Raw genomic sequence first — 13,837 nt, forward strand, 5'->3', positions numbered from 1 at the left:
TGTCAGGTTCTACGGAGAGTTACCGGTATCCGGCTGAGCCCCAACGAATAAAACACGAAGGACGCGCCAGCAATGGAGCGGGACTCACAGTCCCTTAGGGAAGATCTCTACCGGGTGATTCAGCACTATGCCGACTTGGCTGCACTTGCCAAGAAGGGTGAGATCAACCCTCTCGGCCAAATCGGAAAAATACTTAAAAATACAGCTCCTTATCTTCTCCTCGTCATAAAAGACTATCTTCCTCAGCTAGAACGCCACGAAATCACCTTCTATGAAATGCTGTTCCAGATAATAAGTGAGGCACAGCGATTTCCGGATCAACAGGTTCTTCTCGACAGTCGCAATGAAATCCAGAAAGCAGAACATGCGGGCCGCATTTTTCTGTACGCTGTAAAGTGGCTGGACGCGCAATCGAATCTGAGGCCCTCACTCCAAGACATCGATGTCATGGCTCAGAAGCTTCAAGGGCTGAACGACAAGTACAAGAAGCGGTATTGCTTCATCGACGAAGAAACGACGACGCTCATTCCCTGCTTTTTTCTACGAGAGGAGACCGAATCTCACGAGAACAGCCTCGGGCGCCTGGCCGATTTGGTACGTCGCGCCATTCTGGAACTGCATCATTTGATGATCGATCACGAACCGGAGCGAAAATCGTTTCTTTCCATTTTCCGGACTACCAATCATGCGCGCGAAGAAGCGGAAAACGATTTGGTGCAGCTTGCGTGGTTTCTCTTCCGTTGTGGTTTCCCTGTCAATCGCATAGCCACCGGTTACTATAAGGACGCCTTATCTAATTTCCTGAATGAAAGAATATTGATTCACCTTGCAAAGACTGCGAAAAGCCTGGATACCATCCAGGGAATTTCCAACCATTTGTGGCTCACATGCTTAATGGAATTTAGCACGTTCTTTGAAATTGCTAACGATTATGTTGATCTGAATGATGCCAAAGAAGTCAATAAGCATATTAAGATAATAAAAGGAAGGAATCGGCGTGGAGGAAACCTCCTGGAGAGAATAATCGAATTGCTCCAAATATACGCTGATCATCCCAATGGCAAGCTTCCTGCCAGCTTTCTCCTCTACCGCTATTACGCATCGTTCGGAGACTATCACGGGGATCGCAGATTAGACGACCGAACCCGTGCCCTCAAGGCAGTGGAATTGTACAAACCCCTGCTCGATCGTTCGGAAATCGAGAAAAAGGCTGCAGAAGGACTCCAGGAATCGGGTAAATGCTTCAGTTCCAAGACCCAGGACGAAATGGCAGGACTTTTCAAGTTGATTATGGATTCTCTCGAGAATCCTGCATCGATAAAAGGCAAGAAAGTCAAAGTCCTCGGTGACATATCCTCAGGTGCCATGGGTTCGGTGAGTGTCGGAATTTACCGAAATCAAATCGTAGCACTTAAGCGAGTTCGCTCACAGATCTCGTCCGCTCTGGGGGATCCGGAGGCACTCCTGGATTATGAATCCAAGATACATGCGCGGGTCCAATTGCCGGAACCGCATGCCTGCGTAGTCGATTATTACGGTCTTATCGAACAAGACAATGAAAAGATCATGGTAAACGGCTACCATCCGAACGACAATCTCACGCAACTCGTCGAAAGGAATTGGCTGGAAAAGTACAAGCCACCATTTAATGTGGAAAGCAAACTGAACCTTGCAGTCCTGGAAATCATCGTGAATCAGCTTTTGGATTGCCTGCGTTTTTTCAGACTCAAGGGGGTTGTCCATCGGGATCTGAAGACGGACAATATCTTGTACATGGTAGACGAAAATGAACGTCTGAATCGGATCAAAGTCATTGATTTCGGAGTGGCTTTGGCTATCGGACCGGGAGCAATAGAAGACCTGTTCAGAGGAAAAGTGGTTGGAACGTTTGCCTATATGGCCCCGGAGCAGGCAAAAGGCAAGAGCGTCTTTCAGTCCGATCTCTATAGTGTCGGCGCAATATTTACGGTGCTCCTAACAGGGAAACTTCCCATGGTGTTTCCCAAGACAAAGACCCGTCAGGATTTGGTGCGACAGATTCTTAGGATAGAAAAAGAGCCTCGCCCGAGACTCACCGAGTTAAATCCGTTCTTGAAGAAGAACACGACCTTGGAGCATATTGCCGCCACCGTGGAGAGCATGCTGGATCTCGATCCCATGAGAAGACCGAACCTTGAAGAAGTGCAAGAGGCATTCGACGGAGTCTTCCAGCACATAGGACAGGAAAAGCATACACTCAGCATTTATTATCATCGCGGATGATCTGCACTGTCTTCCGCGAAGTGAGCGCTCTCATGAAATTTGTACGAATATGCTGTCTCATGCTCCTACTAACGAGCGTTGTGGCGGGAACTGCTGAATTCTCGGAGGCTTCACCCGCGTGCTCGGATTTGATCGAAACCATTCGACAAGTGAATTATCGAAATCTCGGATTACAGTATCTTCTGGCGTACTACACGGAAATTGGGTCCTGCTCTATGCCGGATGGAGAAGCATACTGCTTCGAATGTGAGACCGATCTCATAAGAACTCAACTGCTCGTAATGAAACCATTCTTCGGAAATACCCTTTCCTGGACCGAAACTGCTTGCCCTTGCCCTACCCAATAGAAGAAATAAGACTAGGAAAAACACTTCCTTACGGACTTGCGGTCAAGAAAGTTCTTTCTGGAGCGGAAGCACTTCACCTGCCCTGGAGGTCAGTGCGGTAAGCATCTTGTACCATTTCGCAATTATGCGTATAAGATGGCGAAGGCTGAGGTGTTCTGAGCGGAGTGATTAGACGGCCTTGCGTCGTCCGGAGCGAAGGATACCTCAAGCCTGCCAGATTACAAAAACAAAAGCGAATCGGTATTGAATGCCAAACGGTATTATGCCCCTTGTGGGTGCCCGGTAACGACCGGCCTCCGTGCCGGTCATTCCGGGAACGGCAGGCAAGAGACCTGACCCTACAGTGGTTTCCGCAATGCCAGGACCGGGAATCTCAATTTATAGCGGAAGTTCCCTGCGATGAAGGCTGCTCTGATGGGGTCACGACAAGCGGGGCTCCATGTTTACATTCAACACGGATCAATTCGATTGAAGACAGTTGATCCAGTCCTTTCCTGTAGACTCCTCGGGATACGGCCAACAGCTTCAGGATCTTACCTCGATTTATCTCTCTTCACGGTTAATTATCGTATAAGCCTTGTTCAACTCTCTTTGCACCTTTTTCAAAGACTTATACAGTGCGTCCAAATCCTTTGATTCAGACGTTACTGCTTGAGCGAATTCCAAGCTGGTTTTCGCTAAACCAAAAGCAGCCCCATAAATCAATGGATAATTTGAACCTGCTTTTAAATGCTTAGCTTTTTCATACAGGTCATTGATTTCGGGTCCCCAATCTTTGAGCACATGAGACTTGGATTGCCTTGATGAGGGCTGAGGTTCAAGGCTTTCTATGACTGGGAGAATTGCGAGCTCTTGCTTAACCTTAGCATTCCAATCTCTTCGTCCCATAGGGATGAAAGAAAATAGCCCGGCGATTGAAAAACTGTCGCGGAATTCAAAAAATCGGAAAAATCGTGCTACTATGGCACGGTTTCGCGCCATCTGAATTCCCAGCTCATGTAGGATGAGATGAGCGAAGCGAGTCACATCGGTCGAGAAAGACCTCGACTGATGCGGTTCTCACTGGTCACAGCATCCTACGCTGGCTGTAGGGGCGGACCAGAGCGTCCGCCCCAATAAGGGCAGACGCATTGGTCTGCCCCTACCCGGATGGAGAATCGTGGCACGATTTCGTTGCTCCAAACAGTTTTGCGACAGGTTCTTGATCGCCGGGAAAGCCAATCAAACATATAGCGCAGTCCTGCGGGGACGATTGCCAGGTTGGTTGTCCTATAGGAATCAGTCGTTCCTCAGGGACTCAAAATCGCGATGAATGCTCGTCAACCGGCGATAAATCACCGGCCTATTATCAGACTGTTCCTCCGGAACAAAAAGGAATATCTTGCTGATGTTATTAAATAATCCATAGCTACCCGGCGAGGGTTTCTTTTTCGATTTCTTCGAGCTGCTGGTGCAGTTCTTCCCAGCGGGCCTCCAGACCTTTTATCTCTTTTGAAAGAGCAGGGTCTTCTTCCAAGAGGGGTCGGATCTTTTCTTTCTTTTCATAAATGGTCGGATCGGCAAGAAGCGTTTCTATTTCACGTTTTCGTGTTTCCTTTTTCTCCAGCGTCTTTTCTATGCGTTGAATCTCTTGTTTGATTGGAGCTTGCTTTCTGAACAGGGCGATTCTGGCCTGTGCGTCTCGCCTTCGCTTATCCTTTCGGGATTCCTTCTGGTCGGAATCCTCTTGCTGGATGGGATCCGGTGCAGGTTTCGGCGATTCCGGGATGAAATCCTCTTCTGCGGCCATGAGTTTTTTCTTGTATTGATAATCTTCATAGTTGCCGATGAAGTACTCGGCAGACCCCTTCTCTATTTCAAGTATTCCCGTACAAATCGCATTCATGAGTCGCCGATCGTGGGTGATCAGTATCAGCGTGCCATCGAACTTCGACAGCCCTTGTTCGAGAATTTCGCACGAAGAAATATCGAGGTGATTCGTAGGCTCGTCCATGAGCAACAGGTTCGGAGGAGAAAGCAGTATTCGGGTTAGCGCTAGTCGGCTTTTCTCCCCGCCCGAGAGCACTTTGACCTTCTTGTACACGTCATCGCCGGAAAACAGGAATGCTCCCAATAAATTCCTGACTTCCTGCTCGGTGATCCCCGGAGAGGCTGAATAGGCTTCTTCAAGAACAGTTCTCTCAGAAGTCAGTGCTTCGGACTGATGCTGCGCGAAATAACCAGGTTTGACATTGTGGCCGTATTTGACGATTCCGTCGTCATGAGAGATGACACCTGCAGCGATCTTCATGAGCGTAGATTTTCCTGCACCATTCGGGCCCACAAGGCCGATTCGATCGCCTCGTTCAATATTGATGCTGAACCCGTCGTAGACCGTCTTTTCTCCGTAGCGCTTTACCAGGTCGGATATCTCCAGGACCCTCCGGCCTGACGGAGGCGGCTGAGGAAAGGTGAACTTGAGGGTTCTTGCCTGGGCAGGGGGTTCAACGGTCTCGAGTTTTTCCAGCATTTTCACACGGCTCTGAACACGGCTTGCCGTGCGTGCCTTGACGCGATTCTGATCGATAAACTTTTGAATACGCTTTATCTTTTCCTGCTGATTTTTGTACGCGGCGACAATCACGTCTTCTTGCATAGCTCTGGTACGCTCGTACTGGTCATAATTGCCGGTATATACGGACACTTTGCCTCTATCGACTTCCACGATCCGCGTAACCAATCGGTTGAGAAATGCGCGGTCATGAGAAACCAGAACCAGGGCGCCTTTGAAATTACTGAGATATTCTTCCACCCAGAGAAGACTCTCTAAATCCAGGTGGTTGGTGGGCTCGTCGAGGAGCAGAATGTCCGGCTCTGAAAGCAGGATTTTCGCCAGAGCGACTCTCATTCTCCAACCGCCTGAAAATTCGCTCCACCGGCGGTTTACATCGGCCGGATCAAACCCCAATCCTGCCAAAACCTTATGTGCCCGGGCTTCCAGCGTATAACCTCCAAAGCTCTCGAAAGCATGCTGGAGCTTACCGTGCTCCTCAATAAGCGCATCTGCATTGCTGCTGTCTTCCGAAAGGCGGGACATCTGACGCTCGAGTTCCCTGAGGCGGTCGCGAATCTGCTTTACCTCATCGGAAACATTCATCACTTCCTGGAGAATCGGGCCGTCATTACCTTTTATAAGTTCCTGATGGAGGATTCCCATTCTGATACGTTTTTCTATGGAGACTTCGCCTTCATCCGGTAGAAGGGTGCCTTCCATCATGCCGAGAATTGTGGATTTTCCCGCACCATTGGGACCGACTATTCCCGTGCGATCGCCGCGATGAATGCTCAAGCTCACTTCCCGAAACAGGGGTTTGCCATGAAAAAATTTTGCTACATTGCTTAGGAAAATCAATACAGTAACTCCTGGAGCGCTAGGCTGTTTTTCCGACCGATTATAGCGCGTTCCGCTCTCCCTCCCAAGTCCCCCGAACTGCCATTGGTTTGTGGAAAAGACCGGAAAAGAGTATAATCCCTTCTTATGATTCAGTCTTGATGCAAAATCAAATCAACATAATACGCCTGGTTTGTTCAGGAATGATACCCAACGATCGGACCTTCAAAACATTAACGCGCCTGGTTGGAAAAGCAATAGGCGATTTCAACCTGATTGAAGATCAGGATCGAGTATTGGTGGCGCTCTCAGGGGGAAAGGATTCATGGTCCCTCCTGTACGCGTTGTCGCACTTGCAGCGCAAGGCACCTATCAAATACGAATTGGCAGCCATTACCATTCATCCCGGGCGGGATGCTTTCGACGTCACACGAATCCAAGAACAACTGGCTAGAAGCGGAATACTGTACAATGTGGTGCAAGGGCATATCATAGACATCGTCAACGAGAACCTGAGTGCGGGGACAAACCCGTGCTCGTTTTGTTCGCGGTTGCGACGCGGTATGCTTTACAGTTATGCGGCGAGAGAAGGCTGGAACAAGATCGCTCTGGGGCATCATCGTGATGATTTTGTCGAAACATTGTTACTCAATTTGTTCTTCAACGGCACGGTAAAAGGGATGAGCCCGAAGCTCCTCGCTGATGATTGCCAGAACACCGTGATACGACCCCTGGTATATGTGAAGGAAGATATGACCGGAGCATGCGCGGCTCGCCTGGGTGTTCCCATACTGGGGTGCTCCTGCACGTACCAGGGAATGAGCGGATCTCGCAGACACTGGGTCAAATCGCTGCTTCGTGAAATAGAAAAAGAAGTTCCAAGCGCCAAATCGAGCATGCTTTCGGCAATGGGGAGAGTACATCCACGGCATCTATTCCCGCTGCAAAAAAGCAATGAATGGCAGGAACTCGACTGATACCAATGTGCTTTCATAGAGGAAATATTGAGACACCTGTTATTTGCCGGTCTCGGCAAATCTCCTTCGCTACGAACAGCATCGCCTGACTTCGCTTCGGAGGCATGCCGGGACCGGATTTGCTCCCACCGGTGGCGGGATTACTTATTTGAACGCACATTGGCATGACCCGTCGTTCTGTTCACAGGATGCAATCTGAAATTGGAAATCATGTCTTTTGTACGAAATTTGGAACGGTACTGTCAGAAGTTGAGTTTTGAAACGATTTAGAGAACAGCACCCTCTGCCTCTTCCCTGGTGAGTCGCGAAAGTGTATGCTTGGAAGATTCGAATCGCCCCCATGGGCACTTTAGAGCAAGGCTTTGCCAGAATGTTTACCGGAATAATTGAAGCCATAGGAGAAGTGAAATCGATCGAACCGGGCCGAGGGTTTGTACGGATTCGTATATGCTCTAACCTCGATCTCTCCGATGTGAAAGAAGGGGATTCGATTTCCGTAAATGGCGCATGCCTCACTGCCACCAGGATCGAACCCGGTCGCAGCGAATTTTCTGCAGACGTTTCCCCCGAAACCTTGGGGGTGACTACGCTTTCTTCCCTCAAGTCCGGCGCAGTTGTGAACCTGGAAAAGGCTTTGCGTTTCGATTCTCGACTCGGAGGACACCTTGTCGCCGGCCATGTGGATTGCGTAGGAAGACTCGTGGAGAAAAAGGCTGCCGGTGAAGGATGGCTCCTGGGGTTCGAGGTAGATTCCGGAAGGTACCTGGTGCCGAAAGGCAGCGTTGCAGTGGACGGAGTGAGTTTGACCGTGAATCGGGTCCAGGACAGGCGATTCTGGGTCATGATCATTCCTCATACTTCGGGTCTCACAGGGTTGACCGACAAAAAGATCGGTGCTACCGTCAATATTGAATATGACCTTATCGGAAAATACATTGAAAAATTCATTTCAGCCCGAGGAGATTCCTCCGGCGTCAACGAGACTATACTCAAAGAACATGGTTTTATCTGAAGGAGGAGCCTTTCATGGGCGTGCTGGTCGGAACAGAAGAAGCAATTGAAGAGATAAAAAAAGGGCGGATGGTCATTCTCATCGATGATGAAGATCGTGAGAATGAGGGCGACCTCACGATGGCTGCGGAAAAAATTACCCCCGAAGCAGTCAATTTCATGACAAAATACGGGCGTGGTTTGCTTTGCCTTTCTATGACTCCTGACAAAATTGAATCTCTCGAATTACCGATGATGGTAAGTAACAATCAGTCCCGTTACGGAACGGCATTCACCATATCGATAGAAGCCACGAGAGGCGTCACAACCGGTATTTCCGCTCACGATCGTGCAGTCACTATCCTCAGCGCAGTGGACGAAGACGCCACCCCCAAAGATATTATCTCGCCGGGCCACATATTTCCTCTGAGAGCACGGCGGGGAGGCGTTCTTGTCCGAGCAGGGCAGACTGAAGGAAGCGTGGATTTGGCTCGATTGGCAGGATGCATTCCTGCAGGTGTGATCTGCGAGGTAATGAACGAGGACGGCACCATGGCACGTCTCCCTGACCTGATCACCATCGCGGAACACCACGGGATCAAGATCTGCACAATCAAGGATTTGATTCAGTATCGTATGCGCAATGAAAGGCTTGTTCGACGGGGCGCTGAGACAATTCTTCCCACCGAGGCCGGTGGCGACTTCCGCCTCATCGTGTACGAGAATGATGTTGACAAGCTCAACCACGTCGCATTGGTCAAAGGGGAAATCAATCCCGACGAAGCGGTCCTTGTGCGCGTGCATTCAGAATGCTTGACCGGCGATGTTTTCGGCTCAAGACGTTGTGATTGCGGTCCTCAGCTTGAGACTGCAATACGCATGGTGGAAGACGAGGGAAAAGGGGTCATCCTGTACATGCAGCAGGAAGGCCGAGGAATAGGGCTTCTCAACAAAATTAAGGCATATGCTCTTCAGGATCAGGGATGCGATACCGTGGAAGCCAACCTGAGGCTCGGATTCAAACCCGATCTCAGAGATTATGGCATTGGCGCTCAAATGCTTGCAGATCTAGGGGTCCGCAAAATGCGGCTCATGACCAACAACCCCACCAAAATAGTGGGGCTGGAAGGCTATGGTCTGGAAGTAGTAGAACAGGTTCCTATCTTTGTGGAACCGTGCTCTACGAATCTGCGGTACCTGAGAACCAAGAAAGAGAAAATGGGGCATCTTTACGAGCTGAAGCTCTAGTGCTCCGAGCATATATGTGTAACCCGGGAGAGAAGCAACGCTCTCCCGGCGAATTATCGTTCCTCCTTTTTCGGGAGTTCTGCTAAAGAAAATACGCCGCGTGAGGCTTGTCGGCAGCCCGGATCTCCCCTCCTGGAGAGGCTATTTCGGGCCCCCTTAAGTGATCATTGTCCTTGCCGGTTCGTTTTATGTACGGAGGTTTCATGAGCAAGACCCTGGAAGGCGGCTTTAATGCTGCCGGACTCAAGGCCGCCTTGGTGGCCAGCAGGTTTAACGATTTCATTGTATCCAGATTGATTTCCGGCGCCATGGATGCTCTGGTACGTCATGGAGCATCGGAAAACGATGTAACGATTGTTCGTGTACCCGGTGCTTTCGAGATTCCCCAGACCGTTTCCGCCGCCGTGCGATCCGGGAAGTACGATATGGTGATAGCATTGGGTGCGGTGATTCGCGGCTCAACGCCCCATTTTGATTACATAGCCGCGGAAGTCGCCAAGGGCGTTGCCCACATCTCTCTGGAAGCCGGAATCGCAGTGAGCTTCGGAGTGCTGACAACGGATACTCTCGAGCAGGCAATAGAAAGAGCCGGTTCGAAAGCGGGCAATAAGGGAGCGGAAGCTGCCATGTCTGCAATAGAAATGGCTAATCTTCTCAAACAAATATAATTGCGATCGGACTGACGTTCCTATCCAGTGCCTTCCAGACGTAAAACCAGAGAATTTGTGCTGCAAGTCTTATTCGCAGCGGATGCCAGAAACCAGGACCCCATAGAAGTCCTGGATTTCTTGGAGACCCATTTTTCATCTCACGAAGATGAAGAACTGAAGATGCATCGCGTTGCCAAGGAATTTGCCCGCGAACTGATCGGTGCGGTATCACGGGACAAAACCGTCATTGATGAACTGATCTCCAAGCTTTCTCACAATTGGAAGCTCTATCGAATCAACCGGGTGGACAGAAATATTCTGCGCATGGCGATTGCCGAGATGACAAATTTTCCTTTGATCCCCGGTCGCGTCATATTGAATGAAGCGATTGAAATCGGGAAGAAATTCGGCGCCGACAATTCTCCTGCATTCATCAACGGAATTCTCGATCGTATTCATATGCTTGAACCACGCCCCACATCTGCATCGGAATTGCAGAGATCTCTCACAGAGCTTGACCAAACTGAGTCAACAGATTAGAATCAGTATAATTAATAAGACTTGAATCTGACGGTCCGTTGCGGTACGAGAACAACGATGATCATAACACGAAAACTCGGCTTCTTATGCCCTGTTTCCCGAGCATTCCGGGCTTCAGACCATGGGTACTTCTGTTTTCTCGTCGTAATTCTCGTGCTGATGTTCGGTTGTTCCGTCGTTTTCGGAGCCCCTCCTCAAAAACCTCAACCTCAGCGGAACAATCAGGAAGAAGCAGTAGCTCCTCCGGGAACTATCGGGGATTCGGGTTATGTGGTGCCTATTCCGGAGATCAAGATGCGAAGCATCACCGGGGGGCCTCCTCGAAAGACTCCTCCTCCCGAGCTTCCGGCTGCTCCTGAATCGAGTGAACCGGCGCGTCGCGAAAAGCAGATCGAAGCCCCTGCTCCCGAGGGTCCGGTCGCTGTCCCTCCTGCCGAGAAATTAACACCGCCCAAGGAGCCTGTCACACGTGAGAAACCGGCAGAAACGGCTGCTCCTCCAAAACCGCAACCGCCTGTCGAGCAACAACGCGATCCTGTGCACATTCCTGAAAGCCCTCAATCGGCACCTGCCGGACCGGTTGAATCACCGTCAACGTCGCCGGAGACGACACGACTGCCTTTTGAACCTTCGGTTCGTCAACCTCGGGAGTCCGGCCCGGTAAAAATGCCTCGTGAGGTGCCACAGACCGAGCAACGTCAGGAAGAGAAGGAATTGGACGACGAGGCCCCGCCCATATCGACACCCCAGGCTCCTGAAGAAATCATGACAGCTCCGGCACCGAAGAAAGAGGTCTTGAAAAAGAGAACCGAACCTATTCAAGTCCCTGCACTCATGGAAAATAGGCCTGCAAAGAATCCTCTGACCACAATCCCCATTGAAAGAATGCGTGTCAAAGAAAGCGATACCGAAAGCGTCATTAGTCTGGATTCACGCAAAGAACCGGAAACTCTTCCCGATCCTGAGCCTGCCTCAACGGAGCCGGCTCACCCGGAACCCCCAACTACCAAACCGATAGAACAATTGCCGGTCAAACAGCCGGAACCTTCACCGATCAAGCAAACGGAACCACCGAAAGAAACCGTTCCCCCGTCACCAGCCGTTCAGCCCGAGGAGCAAAAGGAGATTGTTCCCACGGAGACACTCCCTCAACCTGAGGAGCCTGCCCCTGCTGTCGGCAAGGAGGAACCCATTCGTTCGCCTCTGGATTCAGATGCGGGCAATGGCCGGGAGGTAAGGGAATACCTGAAGAAGACAGCGCCGATTCTCGAGGAAGTCTCAATCCTTATGACGAGGGCTCCATCGTTGAGTCTTGCGGATTACGATCCTTCCGATCCCGGAGCCCCTCTGATTCCTCAAGAACTGCTCCTGAAAATGGACAGCATGAAAAGGGAGCTTCAAATACTTGATTCCAAGACATTTGCAATTATTCCCCCGCCACAGTACACCAAATTTCATGGGTTGATTCGTGAAGCAATCACTCGCACGCATCAGGCCTGTGATGCCGTATATGCCTACCTCAAGGAGAGTAATCCGGAGAATTTGCAGAAAATTCGAGATTCTCTGGGAAAAGCACGCGAACTCATCCAGCGCACACGCACGCCGGAGAATTGATCGCATTTATAACGGCCCTCGCAAGTTTTGGAACTATTGCCAGAATTCTAACGTTTGTCCCATGCTCCAACACAAGATACTAGTGGGGACCGGCGTCTCAGCGTCTCGAGACCGTCTCAAAAATCAAAATTTGTTCCAGATCGTGGCACGAATTTCTCATCATCTTCCCGGCCTGATTGTAGGAGCGCCCCTCGTGGGTGCCCGGTAGTGACCGGCCTCAGTGCCGGTCATTCCTGGAAGGGCAGGCACGAGACCTGCCCCTACGAGGATGGTGGATCGTGGCACGATATGTTGTGTATTCGAGAGTTTTGAGACAGTCTCTCCGTGCTGGCACATATTCAATATAATCAATGATATCGATAGAATGTGCCGGCACGGAGGCACGGCACCCACCAATATCTCTCATTTCAATCGGACACTAATTTTGGCGCGTAGAACGATTGCCAGAGCTGATGTCCGATTGAGGGTAGGAGTATTGGAGATTGCGGAGCATCCTGTTCATCCTCCGGAAACGACAGATCCTCGAACTTCAATGCCCGAGATTTCTTCGATCTTCACTCTTACAATCCCCTGGACAGCAGTACCGCTCACCTGCACGGGGATGTAATTGTCGGTTCGCATGATGAAATTACCGGTTTCCGCATCAGGAAGCGACTCAGCTACTGCAGGCCGAATAGTGCCGTCAAATCGCGCATAAAACGAGCATTTCAGATCGTTGGACAGGGAACGGAGTTCTTCGACTCTCCTCAGCGCCTCGGGTCCCGGGACACGGGGACGAAACTTGGCTGCAGGGGTGCTGGGCCGCGGTGAAAACGGAAATACATGGAGATACGAGGCACCGGATTGTTCAATGAGCGCCCTGGTCCTCGCGAAAGAAGCGTCATCTTCTCCGGGAAATCCCACCATCACGTCAAGCCCTATGCATGCGTCCGGAACACCTGCAGCAATATTTCGGAAAAGATCCAGCAGCAGCGCCGTCCGATAAGGCCGTCCCATGCGTTGCAGGATGTAATCGTCACCACTCTGTATGGGAATATGCAGGTGTTTGCATATTCTTGGATGCCGACTCATAAGCTCGAGCAATCGCGGAGTTATTTCCTGCGGTTCAAGAGAGCTCATTCTGAACCGGGTGTTCTGGCACTCGGACAGAAGATCTTCAAGCAACTGCTCTAAAGAGATTTGAGGAGTGAGATCACGGCCGTACAGCCCGAGATGTATGCCGGTGAGTACTATTTCCGCATACCCGGCCTCTTCCAGGGTAACTGCGCGTTCCTGTACCAGGAGCGGCTCCATGCTGCGGGAAGGCCCGCGTGCTGTCGGCACAATGCAATAGGTGCAATGCTGAGAACATCCGTCCTGGATTTTCAGGAAAGTCCTGGATCGGCCCCGGATGGCGGGCGACCCCAGGTCACCGAATGTGAGGCAATGTGCGGCTCCCTTTTTTACGATGGACGGTTCGGTGCCGACGATTGAATCCAGGTATTCGGAAAGATGGTCTTTTTCGTACGTTCCCAGCACGGTGGTTCTTGAACCGCGTGCCCCGGAAGCATTTACTTCTGCAAGACAACCCGTCACAACAAGGTGTGCAGTAGGAAATTCTTCAGCCAGGCGATTCACCGTGCGTCGCGATTTTCCTTCAGCTCTGGCTGTGACACAACACGTATTCACCAGGACCAGATCGGGCTCTTTCGCCTCGGAATCTACGCTGTATCCTTTTTGTTCCAGCAGAGCGGTCATAGCTGCCGCCTCGGCCTGGTTCACTTTGCACCCGAGCACGCGGACTATCGCTGTTTTATTTTTCCTGGAGTTTTCCATTTCTTCTGCGTTTTTGACATAGTA

11 protein-coding genes are annotated in these 13,837 nt (G+C 50.6%); 8 read left to right on the forward strand and 3 right to left on the reverse strand.

The window, feature by feature from the left end:
* Window positions 1–72 precede the first annotated feature (72 nt).
* Together DESTI_RS19225 and DESTI_RS19230 are read left to right on the forward strand one after the other, a co-directional pair.
* Window positions 73–2,262, forward strand: coding sequence for a serine/threonine protein kinase (locus DESTI_RS19225; RefSeq protein ID WP_014811636.1), 2,190 nt, complete (start codon window positions 73–75; stop codon window positions 2,260–2,262).
* A gap of 32 nt (window positions 2,263–2,294) precedes the next feature.
* Window positions 2,295–2,609 carry a hypothetical protein gene (locus DESTI_RS19230; RefSeq protein ID WP_157212209.1) on the forward strand — a complete coding sequence of 105 codons (315 nt, stop codon included), beginning with the start codon at window positions 2,295–2,297 and terminating at the stop codon, window positions 2,607–2,609.
* Window positions 2,610–3,152: 543 nt separating this feature from the next.
* Here the strand turns inward: DESTI_RS19230 and DESTI_RS19235 are convergent.
* A complete protein-coding gene (locus tag DESTI_RS19235) occupies window positions 3,153–3,590 on the reverse strand; it encodes a hypothetical protein (RefSeq protein ID WP_014811638.1) in 438 nt (145 codons plus the stop codon).
* Window positions 3,591–4,017: 427 nt separating this feature from the next.
* A complete protein-coding gene (gene abc-f, locus DESTI_RS19240; protein WP_157212210.1) occupies window positions 4,018–5,937 on the reverse strand; it encodes a ribosomal protection-like ABC-F family protein in 1,920 nt (639 codons plus the stop codon).
* Between the two features lie 245 nt (window positions 5,938–6,182).
* On the opposite strand from abc-f, the gene ttcA reads away from it, so the two are divergent.
* From ttcA to DESTI_RS19270, 6 genes are all read left to right on the forward strand, one after another.
* On the forward strand, window positions 6,183–6,956 hold the full coding sequence (ttcA, locus tag DESTI_RS19245) for a tRNA 2-thiocytidine(32) synthetase TtcA (RefSeq protein WP_041287342.1): 774 nt from the start codon (window positions 6,183–6,185) through the stop codon (window positions 6,954–6,956).
* Between the two features lie 370 nt (window positions 6,957–7,326).
* Window positions 7,327–7,968: a riboflavin synthase gene (locus tag DESTI_RS19250; RefSeq protein WP_014811641.1), complete on the forward strand. Its 642-nt coding sequence runs from the start codon at window positions 7,327–7,329 to the stop codon at window positions 7,966–7,968.
* A 14-nt stretch (window positions 7,969–7,982) separates the two neighbouring features.
* Window positions 7,983–9,194, forward strand: a complete 1,212-nt coding sequence (locus DESTI_RS19255; RefSeq protein ID WP_014811642.1) for a bifunctional 3,4-dihydroxy-2-butanone-4-phosphate synthase/GTP cyclohydrolase II — start codon at window positions 7,983–7,985, stop codon at window positions 9,192–9,194.
* Window positions 9,195–9,397: 203 nt separating this feature from the next.
* Window positions 9,398–9,862: a 6,7-dimethyl-8-ribityllumazine synthase gene (ribH, locus tag DESTI_RS19260; RefSeq protein WP_014811643.1), complete on the forward strand. Its 465-nt coding sequence runs from the start codon at window positions 9,398–9,400 to the stop codon at window positions 9,860–9,862.
* Window positions 9,863–9,889: 27 nt separating this feature from the next.
* The gene (nusB, locus tag DESTI_RS19265; RefSeq protein ID WP_014811644.1) at window positions 9,890–10,384 is read left to right on the forward strand and encodes a transcription antitermination factor NusB; all 495 of its coding nucleotides are present in this window, start codon (window positions 9,890–9,892) and stop codon (window positions 10,382–10,384) included.
* Window positions 10,385–10,441: 57 nt separating this feature from the next.
* Window positions 10,442–11,998, forward strand: a complete 1,557-nt coding sequence (locus DESTI_RS19270; RefSeq protein ID WP_014811645.1) for a hypothetical protein — start codon at window positions 10,442–10,444, stop codon at window positions 11,996–11,998.
* A 498-nt stretch (window positions 11,999–12,496) separates the two neighbouring features.
* Here the strand turns inward: DESTI_RS19270 and mtaB are convergent, their stop codons facing one another.
* Window positions 12,497–13,813 (reverse strand): tRNA (N(6)-L-threonylcarbamoyladenosine(37)-C(2))-methylthiotransferase MtaB, encoded by a 1,317-nt coding sequence (gene mtaB, locus DESTI_RS19275; RefSeq protein ID WP_014811646.1) that lies wholly within the window; start codon window positions 13,811–13,813, stop codon window positions 12,497–12,499.
* Between the last annotated feature and the right edge of the window lie 24 nt (window positions 13,814–13,837).

Source organism: Desulfomonile tiedjei DSM 6799 (assembly GCF_000266945.1).
GTDB classification, from domain to species: domain Bacteria; phylum Desulfobacterota; class Desulfomonilia; order Desulfomonilales; family Desulfomonilaceae; genus Desulfomonile; species Desulfomonile tiedjei.

Bases quoted from the DNA above. Each gene is read 5' to 3' on its own strand.
- DESTI_RS19225 (WP_014811636.1), top strand. From the start codon at position 73: ATGGAGCGGGACTCACAGTCCCTTAGGGAAGATCTCTACCGGGTGATT.
- DESTI_RS19230 (WP_157212209.1), top strand. From the start codon at position 2,295: ATGAAATTTGTACGAATATGCTGTCTCATGCTCCTACTAACGAGCGTT.
- DESTI_RS19235 (WP_014811638.1), bottom strand. From the start codon at position 3,590: ATGGCGCGAAACCGTGCCATAGTAGCACGATTTTTCCGATTTTTTGAA.
- ttcA (WP_041287342.1), top strand. From the start codon at position 6,183: ATGATACCCAACGATCGGACCTTCAAAACATTAACGCGCCTGGTTGGA.
- DESTI_RS19250 (WP_014811641.1), top strand. From the start codon at position 7,327: ATGTTTACCGGAATAATTGAAGCCATAGGAGAAGTGAAATCGATCGAA.
- DESTI_RS19255 (WP_014811642.1), top strand. From the start codon at position 7,983: ATGGGCGTGCTGGTCGGAACAGAAGAAGCAATTGAAGAGATAAAAAAA.
- ribH (WP_014811643.1), top strand. From the start codon at position 9,398: ATGAGCAAGACCCTGGAAGGCGGCTTTAATGCTGCCGGACTCAAGGCC.
- DESTI_RS19270 (WP_014811645.1), top strand. From the start codon at position 10,442: ATGATCATAACACGAAAACTCGGCTTCTTATGCCCTGTTTCCCGAGCA.
- mtaB (WP_014811646.1), bottom strand. From the start codon at position 13,813: ATGGAAAACTCCAGGAAAAATAAAACAGCGATAGTCCGCGTGCTCGGG.